Annotated in this window: 25 protein-coding genes; 10 read left to right on the top strand and 15 right to left on the bottom strand. The window is 72.5% G+C overall.

The features are described from left to right. From ACFWGN_RS12970 to ACFWGN_RS12960, 3 genes are read right to left on the bottom strand one after another with little or no spacing between them, the layout of a single operon-like run. Nucleotides 1-843 carry a maleylpyruvate isomerase family mycothiol-dependent enzyme gene (locus tag ACFWGN_RS12970; RefSeq protein WP_377617293.1) on the bottom strand — a complete coding sequence of 281 codons (843 nt, stop codon included), beginning with the start codon at nt 841-843 and terminating at the stop codon, nt 1-3. A gap of 17 nt (nt 844-860) precedes the next feature. Next, nucleotides 861-1,595 carry a pyridoxal 5'-phosphate synthase gene (locus ACFWGN_RS12965; RefSeq protein WP_377617291.1) on the bottom strand — a complete coding sequence of 245 codons (735 nt, stop codon included), beginning with the start codon at nt 1,593-1,595 and terminating at the stop codon, nt 861-863. Then, a complete protein-coding gene (locus tag ACFWGN_RS12960) occupies nt 1,592-2,176 on the bottom strand; it encodes a TetR/AcrR family transcriptional regulator (protein WP_377617289.1) in 585 nt (194 codons plus the stop codon). Before ACFWGN_RS12960 ends, ACFWGN_RS12965 begins: the two co-directional genes overlap by 4 nt. Nucleotides 2,177-2,432: 256 nt before the next feature. Between ACFWGN_RS12960 and bioB the strand changes: the two genes are divergently transcribed. From bioB to ACFWGN_RS12940, 4 genes are all read left to right on the top strand, one after another. Then, entirely contained in the window at nt 2,433-3,533 is a 1,101-nt protein-coding gene (bioB, locus tag ACFWGN_RS12955; protein WP_377617326.1) for a biotin synthase BioB, read from the top strand. 78 nt (nt 3,534-3,611) lie between these two features. Further along, nucleotides 3,612-4,034: a hypothetical protein gene (locus ACFWGN_RS12950; RefSeq protein ID WP_377617287.1), complete on the top strand. Its 423-nt coding sequence runs from the start codon at nt 3,612-3,614 to the stop codon at nt 4,032-4,034. A 70-nt stretch (nt 4,035-4,104) separates the two neighbouring features. Then, the gene (locus ACFWGN_RS12945) at nt 4,105-4,710 is read left to right on the top strand and encodes a pyridoxamine 5'-phosphate oxidase family protein (RefSeq protein WP_377617285.1); all 606 of its coding nucleotides are present in this window, start codon (nt 4,105-4,107) and stop codon (nt 4,708-4,710) included. After that, complete coding sequence (locus tag ACFWGN_RS12940; protein ID WP_377617283.1) at nt 4,707-6,113, top strand: MFS transporter; 1,407 nt, start codon at nt 4,707-4,709, stop codon at nt 6,111-6,113. The genes ACFWGN_RS12945 and ACFWGN_RS12940 overlap by 4 nt, the downstream gene beginning before the upstream one ends. A gap of 221 nt (nt 6,114-6,334) precedes the next feature. On the opposite strand, the gene ACFWGN_RS12935 is transcribed toward ACFWGN_RS12940, so the two are convergent. The 8 genes from ACFWGN_RS12935 to ACFWGN_RS12900 all read right to left on the bottom strand — a co-directional run bounded on the left by ACFWGN_RS12935 (nt 6,335) and on the right by ACFWGN_RS12900 (nt 13,697). Further along, nucleotides 6,335-6,748 carry a hypothetical protein gene (locus tag ACFWGN_RS12935; protein ID WP_377617281.1) on the bottom strand — a complete coding sequence of 138 codons (414 nt, stop codon included), beginning with the start codon at nt 6,746-6,748 and terminating at the stop codon, nt 6,335-6,337. Nucleotides 6,749-6,932: 184 nt separating this feature from the next. Further along, entirely contained in the window at nt 6,933-8,060 is a 1,128-nt protein-coding gene (locus tag ACFWGN_RS12930) for an aminopeptidase P family protein (protein WP_377617280.1), read from the bottom strand. Nucleotides 8,061-8,197: 137 nt separating this feature from the next. Then, complete coding sequence (locus tag ACFWGN_RS12925) at nt 8,198-9,028, bottom strand: hypothetical protein (RefSeq protein ID WP_377617279.1); 831 nt, start codon at nt 9,026-9,028, stop codon at nt 8,198-8,200. Nucleotides 9,029-9,060: 32 nt separating this feature from the next. Then, nucleotides 9,061-9,633 (bottom strand): hypothetical protein, encoded by a 573-nt coding sequence (locus ACFWGN_RS12920; RefSeq protein WP_377617278.1) that lies wholly within the window; start codon nt 9,631-9,633, stop codon nt 9,061-9,063. Nucleotides 9,634-9,724: 91 nt separating this feature from the next. Beyond that, nucleotides 9,725-10,648 carry an NADP-dependent oxidoreductase gene (locus ACFWGN_RS12915; RefSeq protein ID WP_377617277.1) on the bottom strand — a complete coding sequence of 308 codons (924 nt, stop codon included), beginning with the start codon at nt 10,646-10,648 and terminating at the stop codon, nt 9,725-9,727. 67 nt (nt 10,649-10,715) lie between these two features. Beyond that, nucleotides 10,716-11,123 carry a VOC family protein gene (locus ACFWGN_RS12910; protein ID WP_354507038.1) on the bottom strand — a complete coding sequence of 136 codons (408 nt, stop codon included), beginning with the start codon at nt 11,121-11,123 and terminating at the stop codon, nt 10,716-10,718. A 118-nt stretch (nt 11,124-11,241) separates the two neighbouring features. Next, nucleotides 11,242-12,468 (bottom strand): amidohydrolase, encoded by a 1,227-nt coding sequence (locus ACFWGN_RS12905; protein WP_377617274.1) that lies wholly within the window; start codon nt 12,466-12,468, stop codon nt 11,242-11,244. Beyond that, nucleotides 12,465-13,697: a hypothetical protein gene (locus ACFWGN_RS12900; RefSeq protein ID WP_377617273.1), complete on the bottom strand. Its 1,233-nt coding sequence runs from the start codon at nt 13,695-13,697 to the stop codon at nt 12,465-12,467. Before ACFWGN_RS12900 ends, ACFWGN_RS12905 begins: the two co-directional genes overlap by 4 nt. Before the next feature lie 63 nt (nt 13,698-13,760). Between ACFWGN_RS12900 and ACFWGN_RS12895 the strand changes: the two genes are divergently transcribed. Next, complete coding sequence (locus ACFWGN_RS12895; protein WP_377617271.1) at nt 13,761-14,423, top strand: GntR family transcriptional regulator; 663 nt, start codon at nt 13,761-13,763, stop codon at nt 14,421-14,423. 4 nt (nt 14,424-14,427) lie between these two features. Here ACFWGN_RS12895 and ACFWGN_RS12890 read toward each other — a convergent pair whose 3' ends face one another. Further along, a complete protein-coding gene (locus ACFWGN_RS12890; RefSeq protein ID WP_377617269.1) occupies nt 14,428-17,034 on the bottom strand; it encodes an ATP-dependent DNA ligase in 2,607 nt (868 codons plus the stop codon). A 205-nt stretch (nt 17,035-17,239) separates the two neighbouring features. Here ACFWGN_RS12890 and ACFWGN_RS12885 point away from each other — a divergent pair, with 205 nt between their 5' ends. The 3 genes from ACFWGN_RS12885 to ACFWGN_RS12875 all read left to right on the top strand — a co-directional run bounded on the left by ACFWGN_RS12885 (nt 17,240) and on the right by ACFWGN_RS12875 (nt 20,530). Then, complete coding sequence (locus ACFWGN_RS12885; protein ID WP_191805473.1) at nt 17,240-18,043, top strand: SDR family NAD(P)-dependent oxidoreductase; 804 nt, start codon at nt 17,240-17,242, stop codon at nt 18,041-18,043. 142 nt (nt 18,044-18,185) lie between these two features. Then, the gene (locus ACFWGN_RS12880; RefSeq protein WP_354507046.1) at nt 18,186-18,827 is read left to right on the top strand and encodes a helix-turn-helix domain-containing protein; all 642 of its coding nucleotides are present in this window, start codon (nt 18,186-18,188) and stop codon (nt 18,825-18,827) included. Continuing rightward, entirely contained in the window at nt 18,824-20,530 is a 1,707-nt protein-coding gene (locus tag ACFWGN_RS12875) for an MDR family MFS transporter (RefSeq protein ID WP_377617267.1), read from the top strand. The genes ACFWGN_RS12880 and ACFWGN_RS12875 overlap by 4 nt, the downstream gene beginning before the upstream one ends. A 67-nt stretch (nt 20,531-20,597) precedes the next feature. Here the strand turns inward: ACFWGN_RS12875 and ACFWGN_RS12870 are convergent, their stop codons facing one another. Continuing rightward, on the bottom strand, nt 20,598-21,557 hold the full coding sequence (locus tag ACFWGN_RS12870; RefSeq protein ID WP_354507050.1) for a DUF5692 family protein: 960 nt from the start codon (nt 21,555-21,557) through the stop codon (nt 20,598-20,600). Between the two features lie 114 nt (nt 21,558-21,671). After that, the gene (locus tag ACFWGN_RS12865) at nt 21,672-22,283 is read right to left on the bottom strand and encodes a TetR/AcrR family transcriptional regulator (RefSeq protein WP_377617265.1); all 612 of its coding nucleotides are present in this window, start codon (nt 22,281-22,283) and stop codon (nt 21,672-21,674) included. A gap of 249 nt (nt 22,284-22,532) precedes the next feature. Here ACFWGN_RS12865 and ACFWGN_RS12860 point away from each other — a divergent pair, with 249 nt between their 5' ends. After that, nucleotides 22,533-23,339 carry a GTP pyrophosphokinase family protein gene (locus ACFWGN_RS12860; RefSeq protein ID WP_377617264.1) on the top strand — a complete coding sequence of 269 codons (807 nt, stop codon included), beginning with the start codon at nt 22,533-22,535 and terminating at the stop codon, nt 23,337-23,339. Here the strand turns inward: ACFWGN_RS12860 and ACFWGN_RS12855 are convergent. Then, nucleotides 23,336-23,638, bottom strand: coding sequence for a DUF1905 domain-containing protein (locus tag ACFWGN_RS12855; RefSeq protein WP_377617262.1), 303 nt, complete (start codon nt 23,636-23,638; stop codon nt 23,336-23,338). The genes ACFWGN_RS12860 and ACFWGN_RS12855 overlap by 4 nt on opposite strands. A 163-nt stretch (nt 23,639-23,801) precedes the next feature. Here ACFWGN_RS12855 and ACFWGN_RS12850 point away from each other — a divergent pair, with 163 nt between their 5' ends. Continuing rightward, nucleotides 23,802-24,353 carry an MOSC domain-containing protein gene (locus ACFWGN_RS12850; protein ID WP_377617261.1) on the top strand — a complete coding sequence of 184 codons (552 nt, stop codon included), beginning with the start codon at nt 23,802-23,804 and terminating at the stop codon, nt 24,351-24,353. Nucleotides 24,354-24,374 lie beyond the last annotated feature (21 nt).

The raw sequence follows: 24,374 nt of genomic DNA, 5'->3' as shown, positions 1-24,374 counted from the left end.
CTAACGCCGGACGGGGACGCCCGACGGCCACGGACCGAGCGCCGGAAGGTCGACGGTCTTGCCGTTCCTGTGCGCCGTGGGGTCGATGGCCGTCTCGCGTCCCGCGAGCCACGCGGCGACGTCCGCCGCGCTGCCGGTCACGGTGGTGAGGTCGTCGTCGCCCGCGTCCTCGGCGGCGGGCCGCACGCCCTCGGGCCCGACGACGGAGCGCGCCCCGTCCTCGAGCCGCACCACGAGCACGGGGGTGGGCAGGCGCGGGCTCAGGAAGTCGAGCAGGTGGCCCGTGAAGGCGAGGCCCCACGTTCCCGACGGCGTGAGGTCTCGGACCGTGCCGACCTCACCGAGGTCGGTCGCGTGGATGCGGACCTCGCGCCACCAGCAGTCGAGGACGTCGGCGACGGTCCCGTCGCGGTAGGTCACGCCTGCACCCCACCCCGTGCTGTCCGTGAGGGACCACGCGGCCTCGAGCCTCGCGCCTGCCGCGGTGAGCGCGTCGACGTGCTCGTCCCCGGTACGGTGCGCGCCGGCCTCGATGCCTGCCGCGCGCCCCTCGGCCCCGCCCTCGTAGACCTCGGCGGTCTCGCCCTGGGCGGCGAGCTCGGCCTGGCGGGCGAGGGCGTCGCCGACCATCGCCACGTGCGACAGCACGTGCCCGACTGTCCATCCGTCGAGCGAGCTCGGGGACGCGAGTGCGTCGTCGTCGACGCCGCGGGTGGCCTGGATCAGCGCGCGCAGCGCGGCTGCCGCGTCACGTCGGATCGCCGGAAGGTCGTCGCGGGGCGCTGCCTGTGGGGCGTCGAGCGGGCTCGTGGGTGCCGGGTCGACGGCGTGCGGTGATGTCATGTCCTGCGTTGTCCCTGTCATGGCCAGAGCAGCCCCTTCTCCCAGTGGTGTCCTGCCGCGCGGTAGCGCAGCCGGGTCTGTCCGCGGTCGTCCGAGGCCTGCCAGAACTCGACCGACGCGGGTGCGAGCGTGTACGCGGTCCAGGCGGGTGCCCGGAGCGCTGGGTCCTCCTGCACGGCTGCGAGCGTGACGGCGAAGGCGTCCCAGTACTCCTGCCGTGACGTGAGGGTCTCGCTCTGGTGACCCACCAGCGCGGCGGCGCGCGAACCGTCGGAGCGGGCGAGGAAGTCGGCGGCGCTCGTCGAGGTGTCGGCGGGGAGCGCAGGCCCGACGATCCTGACCTGGCGCCCGAGCGCAGGCCAGAGGAACGTGAGGGCCGCGTTCGGGTTCTCCGCGAGGTCGCGGCCCTTGGGGCTCGTCGAACCGGTCGCGAACCACCATCCCGACGCGTCGACGTCCTTGAGGATCACGGTGCGTGCCGTCACCCGGCCCGAGGAGCCCGCGGTGGACAGGGTCATGGCGTGGGGGAGAGGCACCCCGGCGTCGATCGCCTGACCGATCCACTCGAGGAACAGCGTCACGGGTTCCGGCGGAGCCTCGCTCGGGTCGAGCGGGGGCAGCCCAAGGCCGAACGTCGGCAGGGCGCGCAGCCGCTCGCGGAGGCTCGGTCCGTCCGCCGTGTCCTCGGTCCGTCCGACCGTCCGTGCGTCGCCAGGCCCGGACCCCTCGTCGTTGCCCGGTCCGCCGTTCATCGGGTCACCACCTCGGCCTGGAGAGCCGGCTCGAGCATCGACACGAACCCGTCGACCGCGGCCCTCAGCGCCGCCGGGTCGTCGAGGGCGCGCGCGAGCACGTACCCTCCCTGGACGATCGCGACCGCCGCGTACGCGCGGTCGTGCGCGAGGTCGTCGGGCAGGCCGGTCTCCTCGAAGACCTCCTGCACCAGCGCGACCAGGCCCGCGAAGTAGTCGTGGACGGGCGAGCGCAGCTCGTCGTCCGCCATGACCGACCGGTCGCTCGTCAGGCGCCCGATCTTGCACCCGGCGAGCGCGGGGCGCGGCCGCTCGAGGTAGGCCACGAGCCGCTCCACGGGCGGATGGTCGGTGTCGGTGAGCTCGCCCGAGACGGAGTCCAGCGCTTCCTGCGTCGTCGCGCTGATCGCGGCGAGCGAGAGGTCGTGCTTGGTGGGGAAGTGGTGGTACAGGCTGCCCTGCCCCACGCCGCTCACCTCGAGTACCTGGCGGGGGCTCGTGCCCTCGACCCCCTGGGCCCAGTAGAGGTCACGGGCCGCGCGGAGCAGGCGTTCGCGGCGAGGGAGGTCGAGATCGTCCATGCCGACACCATACCTACCTCTAGGTATGGTGTCGAGAGATGGGCCGGCGCCAACCCGTGGGCCAGGTCCTTGGAGGAAGCCGACGACGTGCTGCGGTCCCGCCCAACGAGCAGCAGGTCACCTTGTGGAGGTCGGCCGAGGAGCGGGCGTGACCAGGCGAGAAGGATCGTGGGTCGTGAACCAGACGCCCACGCCCCGACCTGACGTTCTCGCGCCGGCCCTCGACAGTGCTCACGACGCACGCGCGCAGTTCGACGTGCTCGCCACGCAGGGCCTGCGCGACGAACCGCCGACCCGCGCCCAGGCGCTCGCGGTCCTGCGGACGGCCGACGAGGACCTGCTCGACCTCGTGGCCGCCGCCGGTCGGGTCCGCCGTCACCGGTTCGGCCGACGCGTGCGGCTCAACTACCTGGTCAACCTGAAGTCGGGTCTGTGCCCCGAGGACTGCACGTACTGCTCGCAGCGCCTCGGCTCGACGGCCCAGGTCCTGAAGTACTCGTGGCTGAGCACCGAGGACGCGGTCGCGGCGGCTCGGGCCGGGATCGCGGGCGGAGCGCGTCGCGTCTGCCTGGTCGCGAGCGGACGCGGGCCGAGCGACCGCGACCTGACGCGCGTGACCGCGATGGTCGGCGGCATCAAGACCGAGCATCCCGACGTCGAGGTCTGCGCGTGCCTCGGCCTGCTGCGCGAGGGCCAGGCCCAACGGTTGGCCGCGGCGGGCGCCGACGCCTACAACCACAACCTCAACACGTCCGAGGCGACGTACGCCGACATCTGCACGACGCACGAGTACGCCGACCGCGTCGAGACCGTCGAGCGGGCGCGGGGAGCTGGCCTCTCGCCCTGCTCGGGCCTCATCGCCGGCATGGGCGAGAGTGACGAGGACCTGGTCGACGTGGCCCTCGCGCTGCGCGCCCTGGGTGCCGACTCCGTGCCCGTCAACTTCCTCGTACCGTTCGAGGGCACGCCGCTCGCGGGCACCTGGGACCTCACGCCCCAGCGGTGCCTGCGCATCCTCGCGATGGTGCGGTTCATGTGCCCCACCGCCGAGCTTCGCCTCGCCGCCGGCCGCGAGGTGCACCTGCGCTCGCTCCAGCCGCTGGCCCTGGAGATCGCGAGCTCGATCTTCCTGGGCGACTACCTCACGAGCGAGGGGCAGGCCGCGCAGGCGGACCTCGACCTGCTCGCCGACGCAGGGTTCGTGGTGGAGGGGGCCGACGGTGACGGACGGGCCGCGGCAGTCCCGGGCGAGCCCACCACGACGGCCGTGGCGCGCGGCGCCGGCGCGACGTCGGGCGAGACCGGCGTGACGGTCCGGCGCCGCGGCCCTGGGACGTCCGTCGCCCCCAACGCGTGAGACCCCATCACTCTCGGGTAGCGACCGCCACGCGGCCGCGACTCGTGTCCACGGCGTCCTCGGTGCAGGATGGCCGCCATGGCCGTCGACGGCCCGAAGACACCGACCGTGGTCGACGATGCCGGCCGAGGATTGCCCGAGGTCTGGCGCCGACAGGTCGCGTCACTCGCGGCGGGTCCGCTGATCGGGGCGGCGACCGGCTTGGCCTTCGGGCTGACCGACCCCGCCTGGGCCTCCTGGTCGATGTTCCTCGGGGCGCTCGCGGGGGCGGCCGCGGCGGTCGTCGCGAGCCTGCTCGGAGCGATGGCGAACCTTGTCTTCCGGACCGCCCGGACGGGGGTGCGCCGTGCGGCCGTCGTCCTCGGGACCGGGCTCGGGGCCGCGGGGACCGTTGCCGCCCTGGCGCAGGTCTGGCACGTCGTGCCGCCCTGGTCGGTGGCCTTCCCGCTCGCCGTCCTCGTCGTGATGTCGGCGGTGATGATCTGCGGACCCCACCGATGAGTTCGAGGGCCCGGGCCGGTCGAAGGAGGACGGTGCGGCGACGGCGCCGACCGAGAGACGGAGGGCCTCCATGACCACGGCATCGATCGCGCAGCCCGACCCGGCGCCCACCCCCGACGGTGGCACCGCGGGCGAGCTCATGACGGACTTCTCGTCCCCCGGCGCAGCCCCCACCTCCTGGGCGGACGCCCTGAAGGTGCTCCAGGCCGCCGAGATCTTCTGGCTGTCCACGGTCCGCCCGGACGGGCGCCCCCACGTCACGCCGCTCATCACCGTCTGGGCCGACGGTGCGCTCCACTTCTGCACGGGCCGCACCGAGCGCAAGGCGCGCAACCTCGAGGAGAACCCCTGGTGCGTGCTGACCACCGGCACCAACCTCATGAGCGAGGGGCTCGACGTCGTGCTCGCCGGAGCCGCCGAACGCCTCACGGAGGACCATGTACTCCAACGCCTGGCCGACCGCTGGGCGTGCAAGTACGACTGGCGCTTCGAGGTGCGTGACGGGGCGTTCTGGGACAGCGAGGCGCCCTCGGAGAGCGCGTCTTCCGACCCGCCTGCCGCCGGGGAGGCCCACGTCTTCCAGGTCCGCCCCGTCACGGTCCACGCCTACGGGCGCGGCGAGGACTACACCGCGACCCGGTGGAGGTTCGACGGCGGGGCTAGCGTGGAGGCGTGACGCCCGCTCAACGCCGCGTGCTGCTCGTCGCGATCCTCGCCTCGTTCGTGTCCTTCCTCGACGGGACGGTGGTCAACGTCGCGCTGCCCGCGATCGCGGACGAGCTCGCCGGGGGAGCGCTCGGAGGGCTCGCCCTCCAGCAGTGGGTCGTCGACGCGTACCTCATCACGCTCGGCTCGCTCATCCTCGTGGCCGGTTCGCTGTCCGACGTCCACGGGCGGCGACGCGTCATGTGGTGGGGGCTGCTCGGGTTCGCGGTCACGTCGGTGCTGTGCGCGCTGGCACCCACCGGGGTCTTCCTCGTGGTCGCGCGCGGGCTCCAGGGTGTCGCGGGCGCGCTGCTCGTGCCGAGCTCGCTCGCGATGATCATCTCGGCGTTCAGCGGCGCGGCGCAGGCCAAGGCGATCGGCACCTGGACGGCCTGGACGGGCACCGCGATGATCGCGGGCCCCCTGCTCGGGGGTGTGCTCGTGGACACGCTCTCGTGGCGCTGGGTGTTCGGGATCAACCTGCTGCCCGTCGCCGTGACCCTGTGGATCCTGCACGGCCTGGAGGAGGGAACCACCGAGACCGGACGGCGGATCGACGTGCGTGGTGCGGTGCTCGCGGCCGTCGGGCTCGCCGGGCCCGTCTTCGCGCTCATCGAGCACGGAAGGTTCGGGTGGGGCAGTCCGGTCGTGTGGGTGCCGCTCGTCGTCGGGATCGCAGCGCTCGTGGCGTTCCTCGGCTGGGAGCGGCGAGCCCCCGACCCCATGCTGCCGCTGTCCCTGTTCTCGGTGCGCAACTTTGCCGCGGGCAACGTCGCGACGGCCGCGATCTACGGGGCGCTCGCGTTCGGCGGGTTCGCCGTGACCCTGTTCGTCCAGCAGGTCGCCGGGTACAGCGCGACGCTCGCAGGCCTCGCCCTGCTGCCCGTGACGCTCCTCATGCTGTTCCTGTCCTCGCGCTTCGGGGCGCTCGCGGGCCGCTACGGGCCGCGCCTGTTCATGACGGTGGGCCCCCTGATCGCGGGCTGCGGGTACCTGCTCATGCTCACGACGACCGCCGAGGCGAGCTACTTCACGCAGCTCCTCCCCGGGATCCTGCTGTTCGGCCTGGGCCTCGCGATCACGGTGGCGCCCCTGACCGCGGCGATCCTCGGTTCGATCCCGGCCGCGGACGCGGGCATCGGGTCGGCCGTCAACAACGCGGTGTCGCGCATCGCGGGCCTCGTGGTCATCGCGTGCGCGGGCATCGTCATCGGTCCCGTGCTCGACGTCGCCGGGTTCCACCGGGCACTGATCGTCACGGCCGCGCTGCTCGTCGCGGGCGGCCTCGTGAGCTGGGCGGGCATCCGCAACGAGCAGGTCGTGGCCGCGGGCGTCACCGACGCCTCAGCGGGTGCGGACGCGGCGGAGGCTTGAGCGGGACCCGGACGAGCCCTCGAACCAGTGGCGGGAGCAGGACCGGGGGTGTGACTCACTCGCGCCGCGAGCACAGGAGTGTCCAAGACGGCTGTGGTCGCGTAGCTCGTCGTGCCGAGGGGCTCTGGGTGTCCTGGTCGTGGCCGCCGTTGCGGTCCACCTGGCGCGCGTCGTCTCAGGCCAGACGCGAGATTCTAGGCCTGCGGAAGGGTGCTAGGAGGCTATCGGACAGGGACGAGAGTCGAGGTCAGCGGCGATGCTGCCGCCCACACGAGCAGCACGAGGGCGAGCAGCACCAGAGGGACTCCGATGCCGGTGATCGTGCACACCAGTGTCTGACTGGGCGAGAGGCGTCGGGAGGACGTTCGGCGGGCACCGAGCAGGTAGGCACCGAATGCCACCCCGACGAGAAGGACGATGCCTGCAGTGCCTGCCACGACGACGAGCTGGTCGGGTCTGCCGTCGAGCCAACCGCTGGAGGAGCCAAGCCATTTCAGCTCGTAGAGGTATTCGTTGAGCGCCCAGCCGATAAGCGCGGTCGGCGCTGCCGCGGCCAGTGCAGTACCCGCGACGAGTCGTCGACGGCCCCCCGCCTGCTGGAGGTGTGAGGTTGACGCCTGCTCGACTGATGGCATGGGCGAAACGTAGCAAATCGCCCCGCTGATGGGTATGTCGGAGCGCCTCGTCCTGTCGATGCAGAGCTATGACCGTGACGACCAGCCGACGTCGATCTTCGACGCCCCGGCGTCCGAGCGCCGCGAACCTAGCGCGTGGGGCCGTGCGCCGGGTGCCCGTCCGCCACGGTTCCCGCAGGGCCGCCTACTCGACCACGTGCAGGTCGTGCGGCGCGTTGTTGAGGCGACGGGCGCCGTCGGGCACGTCGTCCGGGAACGCGACCACGATGTCCTCGATGCGCACCCCGAAGTTCCCTGGGAGATAGATACCCGGCTCGACCGAGAAGCACATCCCGGAGACGATGGGCTGCTCCTCGCCCTCGATCATGTACGGCGGCTCGTGCGTCGTCAGGCCGATCCCGTGGCCCGTGCGGTGGATGAACTGCTCGCCGTACCCGGCCTCGGTGATCACGGCACGGGCGGCACGGTCGACGTCCTGGCAGGTCGCCCCGGGACGTACCGCGTCGACGCCGGCCTGCTGCGCGGCACGCACGATCTCGAAGACCTCGCGCTGCTGGTCCGTGACGTCGCCGCCGACGTGCACCATGCGGGTCATGTCCGAGCCGTAGCCGTCCTTGAGGCCGCCGAAGTCGAGCACGACCATGTCACCCTCCTGGATGACCCGGTCGCCCGCCTCGTGGTGCGGGTTGGCGCCGTTGGGTCCCGAGCCGACGACCGTGAAGTCGACCTGCGAGTGCCCGTGGTCGCGCAGGAAGCCCGCGAGGTCTGCGGCGACGTCCAGCTCGCGGCGCCCGCTGAAGCGGATCTCGACGATGTCCGCGAACGTCGCGTCGTTCGCCGCTCCCGCGGACGCGAGCCGTTCGATCTCGTCGGGTCCCTTGACCGCGCGGAGCATGGGCAGGGCCTGCGTCATGGCCGAGTACGACGAGTCCGGCAGCGTGCGCTGGAGCCCCAGCAGGTGCATGGCCCACGCCGAGTCGGAGATCGCGTAGCGCCCGGCGGGGTCGAGCAACTCGGCCGTGACCGCGTACTCGTCGACGCCGTCGGTCCATGGGGTCACGTGCAGGGCCGCGGCGCCGGACGCGCGGTCCAGGTCCGGCTGTTCCAGCACGGGCACCACGATCGTCGCCTCGCCGTCGGCCGGGACCACGAGCAGCGTGATGCGCTCGGTCATGGCCGTGGGGGTGTAGCCCGTGAAGTACGTCATGTCCGGGCCGGGGGTGACGAGCACCCCGGCGAGCCCTGCGTCGCGGGCCTGGGCAGCCGCGCGGTCGATGCGCGCGGCGAAGTCCTGTGCGGTGAACTCCCTCATGGGGCCAGCCTGCCACCGGCGGCGCGGGTACGCCGGACGAGCGGGTGCCCGACGGCGGAGCGCAGCCCGCGAGGTCGGCCCACCTCGTCGTCGTCGGGCTGCGCGGCCCCTCGCGGGGCCGGGGGTGTGGTGCGGTCTCAGGCCTTGCGGCGCTCCGCGACGCCGCGCAGCGCCTCGCGCCGGGTCCGCAGCTCCTCGCGGCCTTCGCGAGTGATCTGTGCCCAGTTCCGGTTCTTGGTGATCCGGGCGCGAACCAGGCCGGCCTCGGTGAGGTCGTGCAGGCGTGCCGCGAGGTTGCGCTCCTCGACGCCCGTGAGGCGGGCGAGCGCGGGCTGGTCGGCCTCGTCGGCGTCCCCGAGCACCGCGAGCACGCGCAGGTTGTCGGTCGCGGGGTCGCCGATGCTCAGCGCGCCGTCGCCCGACGCGAGGGTCAGCCGCTCCCCGCGGAGCGCGAGGCCCGCGGCCACGAGGAGGCACAGGCCGAGCGCGAGACCGCCGAGCGCCGTGGGCACGGACGGGTCGAACAGGGCGTCACCCGTGGCGGTGAGCACGAAGGACACCGCCATCGTCGCGATGCCCGCCAGCCACAGGAAACGGTCCGAGGCACGCAGCCCCAGGACGGCCAGGCCCATCCCCAGGATGGACGGCACGCCGATCCAGAAGCTGATCGAGGGGAGCAGGAAGGCGATCACGGCGCTCAGGACGATCGCGATCCCGTACCCGTCGCTCCCGACCCCCACTCCGGTGGGCAGTCGCAGCACGAAAGCCGTCAGGAACGTCAGCAGGAACGCCGCGAGCGGCACGAGCACCATGAGCCACAACCAGTCGCCTGCGAGCAGGCTCAGTCCGGTGATCACGAGCGTGGCGACCCCGGCTGCGGCCAGCGGGAGCGAGCGAGCGTGCCGCGCTGCGCGGGTCCGCAGGCGTGCGGTGTCGGCTGCGACGAGGGCGGGGACGGTGGCGGGCATGGGCTTCACGGTGCAGCACGGCCGGGCTGCGGTCAAACCGTGCGGCGCCCCCGCCGACCGGTGCGGTCCTGCCGGAGGGACGGCCTGCGGCCGTTCCGACGCCCCGGGCTGCCCGTGCCGGCGGCTTCCGGGGGAGGGGCGGGGAAGAGTCCGGGGAGCGGTGACGGCAGCCTGGCCGCGAGCTCGGGGTCGATCGTCGCCCCGCGGACGGCCTCGGACCACGACGGTTCGGCACGGCACCGGTCGGCGATCCGCTGGTGCAGGTCGGCGCGGTGGTGCAGGACGTCCTCGACGGCGCCCGTGCTGACCCGGTCGAGGAAAGCGCCGTCGTCGTCGCTCTCGACGCCCAGCGCGATCAGGGCGTCGAGCAGCGGCAGGGGGTCGAGGTCGTGCAGGAGCCGTCGGGCGACCTCCTCGTAGTCGTCGAGGCGGCGGTCTGCCTCGAGCCGCCCAGCGCGCCCGCCTCGGTCGAGGAGGGACCACTCTCGATGGCGGAGCGCGATCCGGTGCGCGGACCTCGCGTCGAGGGGCGCTCCGGGAGGATCGACCTCGTCGGGTCCGACCGCAGGTTCGTCCTCGGGCACGCTGCTCTCGTAGTGCTTCACCCGGACACCTTCTCGGTCGGGTGCGGAGTTCTGGTGCGGCACGCCCGGCGAGTCGCACCAGAACTCCGCACCCACGGTGCGGCCAGGCAGGTCAGACCGTGATGACGACCTTGCCGCGCACGTGCCCGGTCCGGCTCGCCTCGTGGGCCTTCGCGGCGTCGGCCAGGTCGTAGACCTCGGCGACGTCGACCGTGAGCTGTCCGGCGTCCGCGAGGCGGGCCAGCTCGGTCAGCCCTTCGACGTCGGGGCGGACCCAGACGTAGTGCCCGCCGAGCTCGTCGCGGGCTGCGGCGTCGACGACCGAGGCGACCGTGCCGCCCTCGCGCAGGACGTCGGGCGTGGTGGCCAGCGCCTCGCCGCCGATGTAGTCGAGGACGACGTCCACGCCGTCGGGCGCGAGGGCGCGCACGCGCTCGGCCAGGCCCTCGCCGTACGTCACGGGCTCGGCGCCCAGGGAGCGCAGGTACTCGTGGTTGCGCTCGGACGCGGTGCCGATCACGCGCGCCCCGCGCGCCACCGCGATCTGGACGGCCATCGACCCGACGCCGCCCGCGGCCGCGTGCACGAGCACGGTCTGACCGCTCGTCACTCCGGCGCGGTCGATCGTCTGCAGGGCCGTGAGCCCGGCGAGCGGCGCGCCGGCTGCCTGCTCCCACGTCCAGGACGAGGGCTTGCGGGCCAGCGTGCGGACCGGGGCTGCGACGAGCTCGGCCGTGGTGCCCCCGGAGACGACGTCCTTGCGGACGTAGCCGAAGACCTCGTCACCGACCGAGAGCTCGGGCGTGTCCAGGCCGACGCGCTCGACCACGCCCGCGACGTCCCAGCCCGGCACCACGGGGAACGTGGCGTCCATGATCGCGTCGAGGTAGCCCTCGCGGACCTTCCAGTCCACGGGGTTCACGCTCGTGGCCTTGACCCGGACCAGGACGGTGTCCGGTCCGACCTTGGGCGTGGGGAGCTCGCTGAGCTCGAGGACGTCGGCTCCGCCGTAGCGGGAGTAGGTGATGGCTCGCATGCAGGCGGCAACGGGCGGCGGCGCCGAGGCATTCCCCGGCCACCACCGCCCGTCGCGTCCCGGTCGGTCAGCCCTCGATCGTGCTCGGGTCCATGTACATGACCTCCCACAGGTGACCGTCGAGGTCGGAGAAGCTGCGCGAGTACATGAAGCCCTCGTCCTGCGGCGGGTTGGTCTGCGCACCCCCCGCGGCGAGCGCACGGTCCGCGAGGTCGTCCACGCCCGTGCGGGACTCGGCGCTGATCGCGTTGATCGCCTCGGTCGCTCCCTGCGCGTCGACGATCGACTTGGGCGTGAAGCGGCGGAAGAACTCGTGGGTCAGGAGCATCACGTAGATCGTGTCGCTGATGACCACGCACGACGCGTTCTCGTCGGTGAACTGCTCGTTGATCGAGAACCCGAGCTGCGTGTAGAACGCCTTGGACTTCTCGAGGTCTGCCACGGGCAGGTTGACGAAGATCTGGGTTCCGGCCATGTCGTTCTCCTTCGGACGTGCCGCCGGGGTGCCGCTCCGGTCGGCGAGGACAGGGTGTCGTCGGTGTAGACCGGGCATCCCCGGAGAACTCATCGGCCCGTCCGGCCCGGCGCGCCCGTCAGACGAGCACCTCACCGTCCCGGGCGACGACCTGGCCGGCGGCCACGACGAGCGCACGGGCCGGCGCGCGGACCACGGCGTCCTGGGTGTTCTCGGCTTCGACCAGCACGATGTCGGCCCGTGACCCGACGACCAGGTCGTGGACGTCGTGGCCCACGAAGAAGCCTGCGTCGCTCGTCGCGAGCCGGGCCGCGCGGACCAGGTCCTCGTCGTAGCGGAAGCGCGCGAGCTGGGCCAGGCGCGTCGTGAGGGCGAGCAGGTCGCCCGTCCCGTAGGGCGCCCACAGGTCGCGGATGCCGTCGGTGCCCAGGCCCACGCGCACGCCGTGCTCGCGCAGCAGGTCGAGGGGGAGCGGGGTCGCGCCGATCGGTGCGACGGTCGTCATGCTGATGCCCGCGTCGCCCATGGCCTCGACCAGGTCGGCCATGCGGGTCGCGGGCAGCTGCCCGACCGCGAAGCCGTGCGCCACGTTGACCTTGCCCTGGAGCCCGGCGCGGACCGTGCGCTCGATCATGAGCTCGATCTGGAACGCGCCCAGCTCGCCGCCGTCGTGCAGGTGGACGTCGACCCCGACGCCGCGCCGCTCGGCGATCTCGAACAGCCCGTCGAGCTGGGTCACGGGGTCGCGGTCGATCGAGGCGGGGTCGAGCCCGCCGATGTGCTCGGCCCCCGCGGCGGCCGCGGCGTCGAGCAGCTCGAGCACTCCGGGCCGGCGCAGGACGCCGTCCTGGGGGAACGCGACGATCTCTGCGTCGACCGCGCCGTCCAGCACGAACAGCGACTCGCGGACCACGTCGATGCCGCGCAGCCCGAGGCCCAGGTCCACGTCGACGTGGGTGCGGATCGCGGTCGTGCCGTGGCGCAGGAACTCGCGCAGGACCGCGACCGTGACGTCGACGCCGGGGATGCCGAGCTCGTCGCGGTGCTCGCGCTCGTGCGCGATGCGCCCCTGCGTGGTGGCCTCGCCGCCGTAGCTGACCCAGGGCTTGCCCCACCAGCTCTTGTCGACGTGCGCGTGCGCGTTGACGAACCCGGGCAGGGCGAGCAGGCCCCGCCCGTCGACCTCGCCCGGGGCGGGATCCGCGCTGCCCGACGGCGCCGCCCCGGCCGGGACGTGGGGCGTCACCCGGGAGATGCGTCCGTCCGCGACGTGGAGGTCGACGGCCTCGCCGCCCCAGGGTCGGACGTTGCGCAGCACGGTCACGGGCTGGGAGGTGGGGGTCATGGGAGGGGTCCTTCCTGGAGCGGGACGACCACCTGCGGTCGCCCGGGGATGCTGATCTCGTAGGTGTCGTGGGTCGTGAGGTCGACGACGGTCGCCCCGTCCCAGGACTGCGCCTGGGTGTAGCCGCCCGACAGCACGGCCTGGAGGGCACCCGTCGCCGGGTCGGTCCAGGTCGTGACGGTCTCGTGGCGGCGGTCGAGCGGCACGACGGCCTCGGCGCCCGTCGCGGGGTCGAGGATCGTGACGTTGGGGTCGCCCGTCGCCGTGCCGAACGAGCCGTTGCCGACCGCGACGACGCGGCCGTCGGGCACCAGCGCGACTCCGTGCTGGTGGCTGTTCGCGGTCAGGGGGGTGCTGGTCCACGTCCCGTCGTCGGGGTCGAGGGAGACGAGGGTGAGCCCCTGGTAGGGCAGGAGGAGGTCACCGTCCGGGGTCAGCGCCGCGTAGTGCGGCTTCTCCCACGAGGCCAGGCCACCTTCGGTACCGAACGGTGCCACGTCGATGCGCCGCGCCTCGAACGTCGTGGTGTCCACGACGTGCACCGTGAACGAGTCGTGGTCGACCGTGTAGACGTGTGCGCCGTCGGCCGAGACGAGGACGTCGAACGGCCGCAGGCCCACGGGGGTGCTCGCGACGACCTCGCGCGTCGCGACGTCGATCGTCTCCAGGGTCGAGGAGTCGCCGCGGTGCACGGCGACGTGCACGCGCGCCCCGTCCGGGGAGACGGCGATGCCCATGCCGCCGCGGCGATACTCGCCGAACCGGACGTCGAGCGGCGCGTCGCGGTAGGGGATGAGGTCGATGCGCTCGCGGGCCGCGAGGTCGACGACCGCGACGCCCTGCGCGGTCGAGACGAACGCCCGCCCGCTCGCGGCGTGCACGGCGACGCCCCACGGCGCCGGGCCGACGACGACCCGATCGACGACGGCGCTGCCCTCGCGGATCGACGGGTCGACGATCGCGAGCCCGTCCGACCCGGCCTCGGTCGCGAGGAGCAGGCGCGGGGCAGCGGGGTGGCCGGCGTCGGCTTCCGGTACGCCTTCGGGGGGAGCGGAGGCCTCGGGAACCGGCGCGGTGCTCGCGCGGGGTGCGGCGCTCGCGGTCGACGTGCCGCCAGGCCCGCCCGGGGAAGCCGGGGAGCAGGCCGCGAGGAGTGCGGCGACGGCGAGGCCGACGCCGCCGACCAGGGCGCGGCGACGCGGGTCGCGGGGGCGCCAGGGAGTCGTCATCGCTAAATGGTATACCATTTGTGGACGGCCCGGGCGGGCGTCGAGTCGCGGGAGGATGGACCCATGAGCGTTGACCAGCGGTTCGAGCCCGAGGCCGACCGTGTCGCCCGGATCGTGCGTGAGCAGATCATCGACGGCGAGCGGGCCCCGGGGGACAAGCTCGTCGAGCGCGACCTCGCGACCGAGCTCGGCGTGAGCCGCGTCCCCGTGCGCGACGCGCTCAAGACGCTCATCGCCGAAGGGCTCGTGACCCCGCGTCCCCGCACCTGGGCGGTCGTGCGCACCTTCACGGAGGCCGACGTCGAGGACCTCATCGAGGTCCGCTCCGCGATCGAGACCCTGACGTTCCGCCTCGCGGCCGAGCGCAGGACCCCCGAGCGGCTCGTCGAGCTCGAGGCCACGCTCGACCGCGAGGAACAGGCGGCGCGCGACCACGACGCGACAGCCGCGCACCGGGCCGGAGCCGACTTCCACGAGCTCGTCGCCGCGACCGCCGCGAGCCCCCTGCTCGACGAGATCGGTGCGATCACCGCGAGCCGGCTGCGCTGGTTGCTCGGGCAGCACGTCGACCTCCAGGAGATGGTCGACGAGCACCGGGGCCTCCTCGCCGCGATCCGCGCGGGCGACGGGCAGGAGGCGGCGCGGCTCGCCGTCGGGCACCTGCGGACCAGTCGCGACGCGGCGCGCGCCCGCCTCGCCCAGCAGGGCGAGACCGCGCGGGACTGAGGGCTCAGCCCTCCCGGCGCACGTCCTCGGGCGACTTGTCCGGGCGCCAGCCGCGCCAGACCGCGTGCCGCAGCTTGCCGTCGCCCTCGGGCGCGCTCGTCCAGTCCGCGTAGTCGACCTCGCCGACCAGGTGCGGCGTGACCCAGCGGGCGTCCGAGGCGTCCGCGGCCGGGACGTCGAGGGCCGGGTTCGTGACCCGCTCGATCCGGCCGAGCCGCGTCACGAGGTCGCGCCGGTCCTTCTCGGTGAAGCCCGACCCGACGCGGCCCACGTAGCGCAGGCCCTGGTCGTCGGGCACCGCGAGCAGCAGCGAGCCCACGAGGTGCGACCGGTCCCCGTGCCCCGGGCGCCACCCGACCACCACGACCTCCTGGGTGTGCGAGTGCTTGACCTTGATCCAGCTCCGCGAGCGCCGCCCGGCCGTGTAGGTGCTCGTGCGCCGCTTGGCCACCACTCCTTCGAGGCCGAGCTGCCGGCTCGTCGCCACGGCCCCCGCGAGGTCGCCGTCGAAAGCGGGCGGGACGTGCACGATCCCCGAGCCGTCGACCAGGTCCTCGAGGACCTCGCGCCGCTCGTCGTACGTGCGCCGGACGAGCGAGCGCCCACCGACGGACAGGACGTCGAACAGCATGAGCTCGACCCCGACCTTGGCGCGGGCCGTCGCGACGTCGCCTGCCTTGGTCAGGTTCGCGCGCTGCTGCAGGCGGCGGAAGCTCGGTCGCCCGTGCGCGTCGAGGGCCACGATCTCGCCGTCGACGACCACGGGTAGGCCCTCGGCGGGCACGCGGACCGCGAGGTCCTGGAGCTCGGGGTACGTGAGCGTCATGTCCTTGCCGCTGCGGCTCACGAGGCGGACCGAAGGGGCGCCGTCGCCTGACCCGTCGGCCGTGCCCGTGACCTGCGCGATCACGCGGAACCCGTCCCACTTCATCTCGTAGGCCCAGTCGTCGGGGTCGCCCTCGGCGGTCAGCGTCTCGACCGTCCCGGCGGTCGCGAGCATGGGGCGCGGCAGCGCGACCCCGACGGGCTCGTCGTCGGTCTCGGACGGGCGCTGCCCGGACGCCCTGCTGCGAGGCCTCGCGTGGCCCGTGGGACGGGCCTCGTCGCGCGGGGCCATGAGGTGGATGAGCCAGTTGTTCTCCTCGGCTCTGCTCGCACTGCCCGACGAGCTGCGCTCCTGATGACCTCCCGTGTGGATGAGCGCGAGCCTCCGTGTCCCGTGCTGCTCGCCGTGCAGCGTGACGATGACCTCCTCGTCGTCGCGCCACTTCTCGAGCTCGTACGTGCCGGCGTCCCAGATGCTCACCTCGCCCCCGCCGTACTCACCCGCGGGGATCGTCCCCTCGAACGAGCCGTAGGCGAGCGGGTGGTCCTCGGTCTGGACCGCGAGATGGTTCTGCCGGGTGTCGGTCGGTTCGCCGCGGGGCAGGGCCCAGCTCACGAGCACGCCGTCGTGCTCGAGGCGGAAGTCCCAGTGCAGGCGTCGCGCGTGGTGCTCCTGGATGACGAACGAGTTCCCTCGACTCGGCGCAGGGGCCTCGTCGGGGACGGGCTCGGGGGTCTTCGAGGCGTCGCGCTTGGCGCGGTAGGTCTCGAGGCGGTCGCGCCGTGGGGCGTCGTCGCGGACGTGGGGCTCGCCGTCGGGCCCTGTGCCCTGCCCGCCCGACGGCGTCGCGCCCTTGCGCGCGAACGTCGCCATGCGCTCGGGCGTGGGTTCGAGCGAGGCCAGGTGGCCCGCGGTGAGCGCCGCGAGCGGGTCGCCGACCGTCCGCACGCGCTCCACGACCTCGTCCTTGTCGAGGTGCGCGAGGTCGGGGTCGTCGAGCTCTTCCCACGTGCGCGGAGCGGCGACCGTGGGGTGGGTGCGGCCGCGCAGCGAGTAGGGCGCGATGGTGGTCTTGTTGCCGTTGTTCTGGCTCCAGTCGACGAGCACCTTCCCGCCGCGCAGCGACTTCTTCATGTCGCTCACGACGAGGTCGGGGTGCTCGGCCTCGAGGTAGCGGGCGAGCTCGTGCGCCACCGCGCTGACCTCGTCGGTGGTCTGGTGCCCGTCGAGGGCTGCGTACAGGTGGATGCCCTTGGAGCCGCTCGTCACGGGCAGGGGGTTCAGGCCCATGCCACGCAGCACCTCGCGGGCCAGGCGGGCGACCTCGGCGCACTCGGGCAGCCCCGCGCCCTCACCGGGGTCGAGGTCGAGGACCAGGCGGTCCGGGTTCTTCTGGACCCCGGTCCGGCCGAACTGCCACTGCGGCACGTGGATCTCCAGGGCCGCGATCTGGCCGAGCCACGTGAGCGTCGCGAGGTCGTTGACGAGCGGGTACGCGTTGGTGCTGTGCTTGTGCTGGATCGTGCGGCGCCGGACCCACGTGGGGGTGCCCGCGTCGAGGTTCTTCTGGAAGAACACGGGTCCCTCGACGCCGTTGGGCCAGCGCTTGCGCGTCGCCGGCCGGTTCGAGGCGTGGGGGAGCAGGGCGTCGGCGACCGCAGCGAGGTAGGCCAGGACCTCGCCCTTGGTCGTGCCCGTGGCGGGGTACAGGACCTTGTCCAGGTTGGTGAGCTTGAGGCGGTGACCGCCGACGCTCACGGTCTGCGCCGCCGTCGAGGAGGCCATGGGTCCATGGTTGCCCGGGGCGGGTGGTTGCGCTCGGTGGGTGGTGATCGCGAGGGCCGCCGGGCGAGCGAGCGATTGACGGGTACCGGGGACTCGGCGAGCATGTGACGCGCACCACTTCTCGGCCGCCTCAGCGGTGGCGACCGGCCGCCGTGCGGCCCGTCCTCCCTGTCTCGGCCGCCCTGCCGACACCTCAGGAGATGCCATGACAGTGTTCGACCTCACCGGGCGCCGGGCCCTCGTCACGGGCGGGGCCCAGGGCCTCGGCGAAGGGATGGCCCGCGCTCTCGCGGCGGCGGGCGCGACCGTCGTGGTCGCGGACCTGCAGGACAGCGGGGCGCAGGTCGCGGCCGGACTGCCGTCCGAGCACGGGCAGGAGCACGCGTTCACGCGGCTCGACGTCACCGTGGAGCCGGACTGGGAGCGGGCGATCGCCGCGACGATCGACGCCGTGGGTGGTCTCGACGTCCTGGTCAACAACGCAGGCATCGAGATCTCGGGGCTGCTCACCGAGGTCGATCCCGACGACGTCCGGCGGATGCTCGAGGTGAACGTCCTCGGGACCACGCTCGGGATCAAGCACGGCCTACGGGCGATGCGCCCCGGTGGGCCCGCTGGTTCCGGGGGTGCGATCGTGAACGTCTCCTCGGTCGCGGCCACGATCGCCTTCCCCGGCATCTCCGTCTACTCGGCCACCAAGTCCGCGGTCGACCGCCTGACGCGCGTCGCCGCCATGGAGAGCGGAAAGCTCGGCTACGGCGTCCGGGTCAACTGCGTCTACCCGGGCCTCGTGCCGACCGCGATGGGTGCGGGGCTCGCGAACGACATGGCGACCCTGGGGCTGTACGGCTCGGCTCAGGAGGCGGTCGGTGCCGTGGTCGACCTGACTCCCTCCGGGCGCCTGGGGACGGTCGAGGACATGGCCGACGCGGTCGTGTTCCTCGCATCGGACGCGGCGCGGTTCGTCAACGGTGCGGGGCTCCCGGTCGACGGTGGGATGGGGATGTGACGGGCGTGGGGGTCGGCGACCCTTCGTGAGTGCGGAGCGGCCGTCGTCGACCGGCCCGACCGACGACGGCCGCTCCGCTCCCGGCGCCTAGACCTCGAACGTGCAGTTGTGCAACCTTTGCAGTCGTGCATATAGTGCAGTAATGCACAACCCTCCGACGTCCCTCCGCGAACGCAAGCGCGCCGAGACCTGGCTCGCGATCCACCAGGCGGCCTCCGCCCTGGTGCGCGAGAAGGGGCTCCACCACGCGACCGTCGAGGAGATCGCCGCCACGGCAGGCGTCTCGCAGCGGACGTTCTTCAACTACTTCGCGACCAAGGAGGAGGCGATCCTGGGGCTCGTGCCCCCGAGCGTCTCCGACGAGGCGCTCGCCGCCTTCCGCGCGGAGACCGAGGGTCCCGCGTTCGAGCGGGTCGTGCGGTTCCTGCTCTCGATCCTGCGGTCCACGCTGCACCCCGGCGTGCCGTTCGCCGAGCGCAAGGCGCTCGTGCGGGAGCACCCCGAGCTGCGGCGGCACGCCATGGGCTACGTCTCCCAGGTCGAGTCGCTCGTGAACGACCTGCTGTCCGACCGGGCCGAGGACGGGACGGGGTTCAGCGAGCTCGCGTCGCTGGGCCTGCCCGACAGCCCCGACACCGCCCGAGCGCTCCTCATGCTCGCCGGCACCATCATGCGCTTCGCGTACTCGCGCGACCCCGGAGCCGCCCTGAGCGACGCCGACGCCGAAGCCGAGATCAGCGAAGCGATCACCATCTTCCGAGAGGTCTTCGAGGCCACGCTATGACCCACCCCACCCCGGCCGGCGGCACGCCGGCACCCACCCGGCGCGCGGCTCCCACCGTGCCCGGACAGGCCACGTCCGCGGCGGCCCCAGCACCGAAGGACCGCAAGATCGTCCTGCTGTTCATGGGCCTCATGGTCACCATGCTGCTCGCGTCGCTCAACCAGACCGTCCTGTCCAGTGCTCTGCCCACCATCGTGGGCGAGCTCAACGGCGTCGAGCACATGAGCTGGGTCATCACGGCCTTCATCCTCGCCTCGACCATCACCATGCCGATCTACGGCAAGATCTCGGACGTCCTGGGCCGCAAGCCCCTGCTGCTCACCGCGATCCTGCTGTTCATGGCGGGCTCCGTGATCGGCGCCGTCGCAGGCGACATGAACCTGCTCATCGTGGGCCGCACGGTCCAGGGCCTGGGCGGCGGTGGGCTCATGATCCTGTCGCAGGCCGCGATCGCCGACGTCATCCCCGCGCGGGGGCGCGGCAAGTACATGGGCATCATGGGCGCGGTCTTCGCGGTCTCCTCGGTCGCGGGACCGCTGCTGGGCGGCTGGTTCACCGAGGGGCCCGGCTGGCGCTGGGTCTTCTGGATCAACATCCCCCTGGGCATCCTCGCCGCGCTCGCAGCGATCTTCCTGCTGCACCTGCCCAGGAAGCAGCGAGGCGCGGAGCGCGTGCGCCACGACTACCTCGGCATGGCCCTCATGGCCGTGGCCACCACGGCGATCGTGCTGGTCGGGACCTGGGGCGGCTCGCAGTACGAGTGGGGTTCGGCGACGATCCTCGGGCTCATCGCGCTGGCGGTCGTGGCCGCCGTGGCGTTCGTGCTCGTCGAGAAGCGTGCCGACGAGCCGATCATCCCGCTGCACCTGTTCGCGGACCGCAACTTCACGGTCACGACCATCGCGGCGCTCGCGACCGGTATCGCGATGTTCGGCGCGATCGGCTACATGCCGACGTACCTCCAGATGGCGACCGGCGCGAGCGCGACCGTCGCAGGCCTGCTCATGATCCCCATGATGGGATCGCTGCTCGTCACCTCGGTCATCACGGGCCAGATGGTCTCGCGGACCGGGAGGTACAAGGTCCTCCCGATCGTCGGTTCGCTGATCCTGGGCGTGGGTCTGGCGCTGCTCTCGACCGTCAAGGCCGACACCGCGACCCCGATGATCTGCGTGTTCCTCGCGGTGATCGGGATCGGGCTGGGCAGCAGCATGCAGATCCTCACGCTGATCGTGCAGAACTCGTTCCCCCTGCGCGAGGTCGGGACCGCGACCGCGGCCAACAACTACTTCCGTCAGGTCGGTGCCACGCTGGGATCGGCCGTGGTCGGCAGCGTCTTCATCTCGCGTCTGACCACCCTCATCGCGGAGAAGTTCCCGCAGGGCACGGGGTCGGCGGGCGGGACGGGCTCGCTCACCCCGGACCTGGTCCAGTCCCTGCCCGACGGCGTGCGCGCCCTCGTGATCGAGTCCTACAACGAGGCGCTCGTGCCGCTCTTCCTCTACATGGTGCCGCTCGCGCTCATCGCCGCGATCGCCCTGTGCTTCATCCACGAGAAGCCGCTCGCGACCTCGGTCGAGCACGAGATCGCCGCGGAGTCCCTGGCCGAGGGCCAGCTCCTGGTGACCGACGAGGACGAGGCGAGCGACGCCGTCGGGCCCCTCGAGGACGCGACCAGCGGACCGCAGCCCCACCAGCGGTAGATCCCGCCGCATGCGCAGGGACCTCCGGCCGCAGCCGGAGGTCCCTGCGCTTCGTGGTCCGAGGACCTCAGGTGGTCACGCTGCCCGCGGCTGCCGCCACGGGGCTCGGGGCGGGACGGTCCTTGGCGAGCTCCTGGTAGGACTTGTGGTCGGTGAACAGCTCGTCGCGCAGCGGGTTGCGCCGCCTCGTCACGATGACCTTGGCCTGGTAGACCGCGACCGCGACGTTGGCGAGGAGCGAGACCAGGCTCACGACGAACAGTGCCGTGGGGTTGTGCGACGAGTCGACCGCGAAGGTCGAGTCCGACACGAACGTCGGCACGGCCATGGTGAACATCATCCAGAACGCGAGCGTGTGAGCGCGGTGCTGGAGCCAGGCGCCCTTGCGCAGGAAGAACGCCGGGATGGTGCAGCTGATGAGCAGTGCCGCGCCCGCGTAGAACGCGTGGTCACCCACGCAGTTGTAGACGTACGCGAAGTTCCACAGGTCGTACGCGATGATCCAGAACCACATCATGTCGGGCCAGACCATGTCCTTGAACCGGTCGCGCGTGATGTAGATGCCGGCCCAGCCGCAGATCGTCAGCAGGTTCAGGATGCCCGCGACGCCGTTCATGATGTTCCACGAGCCGCCGACCATGAAGACGCCGTCGACCATGCCGTGCATGCCGGAGACCTGGAAGTCGCGGATCACGGCCTCGAGGATGTTGAGGCCCAGGATCGCGGGCGGGAACAGCAACGCGTACTTCATGGCCGCGATGCGAGGGTTGTAGCGGATGAGCATGAAGCCGATGCACCCGGCCAGGGCCGAGTACACCTTGACCCAGTGGAACCAGGTGCCGGTCGAGGAACCGGCGCCCGCGGTGTGCGGCCACACGAAGATCGTCAGCAGGACCGGCAGGACGATGAAGATCCCGATCGCGGCGGTCTTGGACCAGCGGACCAGCTCGTTGAGGCCGACGAGGGCCGCGAGCACCACGAACCACATGACGGCGGCTTGCCAGGGGATGGAGTCGAACAGGAACACGTCGCTCCCTTTCTCAGGACGGCGGGACGGCAGGTGTCGTCCCGGCGGGTGGGGGAGGTGCGCCAGGTGGACGGGCGCGGACCCCGGCGCACCGGTGTGGTCCGTGCTGTCGCGTCACTCGGAATCGGCCCGCGCCCCCTCGAGGTGCAGCGCCTGCCGCACGATCGTCACGAGCACCGCGTCGTCGACCTCGGGGCAGTTCCGGGCCAGGCCCACGAGGCCGTAGACCAGGACGTAGAACGTCTCGGGCACGTGCTCGATGCGGACCTGGTGCCGGGCCGCGTAGGCCTCGACCGTTGTGGCCTCGACGCACTCGACGACCGCGCGCACGGCGCGGTCGAGGAACCGGTTGTACAGCCCCGTGTGCTCGGCGCGCTGCAGGTCGTCACGCAGCGGGTCGACCGAGCGCAGGTGGGTGCGGAACATCGCGACGCAGTCGACGAGCGCCTTGTCGATGTTGCCCGGCTCGCGGGCTGCGTCCCAGGCGTGCACGGCCTCGACGAACTCGGCGACGTACCCCTCGAGGACCGCGTCGACGAGCGCGTCCTTGTCGGGGAAGTAGTAGTAGACGAGCCCCCGGGCCACGCCGGCCCGCTCGGCGACGTCCTTGGTCGAGGTGTGGGCGATGCCCTGCTCGGCGAACAGCTCGCGGGCCGCGAGGACGATCTCCTCGGCCCGCACCTCGGGCGCCGAACGGCGTCGTCTGGGCCTCGTGGCGTCGGTCATCTGGGCTCCTTCCCGAGCTGATGACTCCGACGCTAGAACCGCTATTGACACAGCGTCAACAGTGTTCCGGCGGGTCAGGACCTAGGTCCCGGAGAACGGGGCCGTTGGGCCTGCGGACGGGCAGCGGCACGGGTCGTGCGCCCCGCCAGGACGTGAGACGCCCCGGGGGCGAGGGCGGACGCGGTCCCTCCGGGGGTGCGCGGTGTGCGACGGTAGATGGTCGGTGTCAGCACGAGCAGCGAGGAACTCATGAGCGGTGAACCCCAGGTCGGGGCAGAGCTACGGGCCCTGCGGGAGCACTTCACGCGGCTGATGATGACGTACCGGTTCGGCATGGACGAGGTGATGACCAAGATCACCATCCTGCGCGACGAGTTCGCGTACGCCCACGAGTACAACCCGATCGAGCACGTGTCCTCGCGGCTCAAGTCGCCCGAGTCGCTGCTCGCCAAGGCGCGGCGCAAGGGCGTCGACCTGACGATCGACGCGCTGCGTGCGGAGATCTTCGACATCGCGGGCGTGCGCGTCACGTGCAGCTTCGTGTCCGACATCTACAAGGTGCGCGACATGATCGCGGCGCAGCAGGACCTCGTGGTGCTCGAGGAGCGCGACTACATCTCCCACCCCAAGGGCAACGGGTACAAGAGCCTGCACCTCATCGTCGAGGTGCCCGTGTTCCTGTCCGACCGGGTGCAGCCCGTGGTCGTCGAGATCCAGATCCGGACCATCGCCATGGACTTCTGGGCCAGCCTCGAGCACAAGATCTACTACAAGTACGACAAGGCCGTCCCGCAGCGCCTCCTCGACGAGCTCAAGGAGGCCTCGCTCGCGGCCTCGGAGCTCGACGAGAAGATGGAGCGCCTGCACGACGAGGTGCTCCAGCACTCGCGCGACACCGCGACCGAGCACCCCGAGGGAAAGAGCGCGAGCCCGTTCGCTCCCTCGTGGGAGCTGCTCGACTCGTACCTGCGGGGCAAGCCGGGGGCGATGGGTGCCGCGGGAGCATCCGGGGTGCCGGCCGCCGTGGAACCGGGCGACGCCCCTGCCGCGGGCTAGAGCAGCGTCTCGACCGCGATCCGCACGGTGTCGCCGACGTCGACCCCCTCACGCCGACGCACCGCGGCCTTGACGGGCAGCACGAACGTCCTGCGCTCGGCGTCGGGGAAGACCGACGTGGACCAGCGCGAGCCGCCGAGCGTGACCTCGACCTTGACCGACCCGAACCCGGCCGGGGGCAGCGGGGAGTCGGCGATCTCGTCGCTGACGTCGGTGGGCAGGGCCGCGAAGACCCACGTGTCGCTGCGCGCGGTCCATCGCCACAGCTCCGCCTCGAACTCGTACCTGGTGCCGGCCATGCGCCCATGATGCCGGGCGCCGCCCACAGGCGGCGCTCCGCGCTGGGCGGCGCCCCGCGCTGGGCGGCGCCCCGCACGCGGCGACCGCACCCGACGCCCTGCCGGCCCGCCCGAGCGCCGGACCGCCTCGCCACCGCGCACGCGAGCGCGCCATGATGGCTCCGTGACCGATCCCGTGCCCCACGTCGTGGCCGTGGCCCCGAGCCCTGCCCACGGCTTCAGCAAGGACCTGCGCTCCAGCGTCCAGGTCGTCGAAGGGCTGGGCGTCGTCGGCGACGCGCACGCCGGGGACACCGTGAAGCACCGCAGCCGCGTGCGGGCCGACCCGACCCAGCCCAACCTGCGCCAGGTCCACCTCATGCACGCCGAGCTGTTCGACGAGCTGGCCGAGGCGGGCTTCGACGTCGGCCCCGCGGATCTGGGCGAGAACGTGACGACGCGCGGGGTCGACCTGCTGGGCCTGCCGCGCGGCACCCTCCTGCACCTCGGCGAGACGGTCGTCCTCGAGGTCACGGGGCTGCGCAACCCGTGCCAGCAGATCAACGACTTCCGTCCGGGCCTGCTCAAGCGGCTCGTCCTGCCGGACGGCCAGGGCGACGTGATCCGCAAGGCGGGGATCATGACCGTGGTCGAGCGGGGCGGGTCGGTCGCCGCCGGCGACCGTGTCGAGGTCGAGCTCCCCGCCGGACCGCACCACCGGCTCCAGATGGTCTGACGACTCGCCAGGCCCCGGCCC

The sequence above is a fragment of the Oerskovia sp. NPDC060338 genome (assembly GCF_042726295.1).
Lineage (GTDB): Bacteria > Actinomycetota > Actinomycetes > Actinomycetales > Cellulomonadaceae > Oerskovia > Oerskovia merdavium.
Note: the sequence above shows the minus strand (reverse complement) of the source record. Positions and strands in the feature narration are given on the sequence as shown.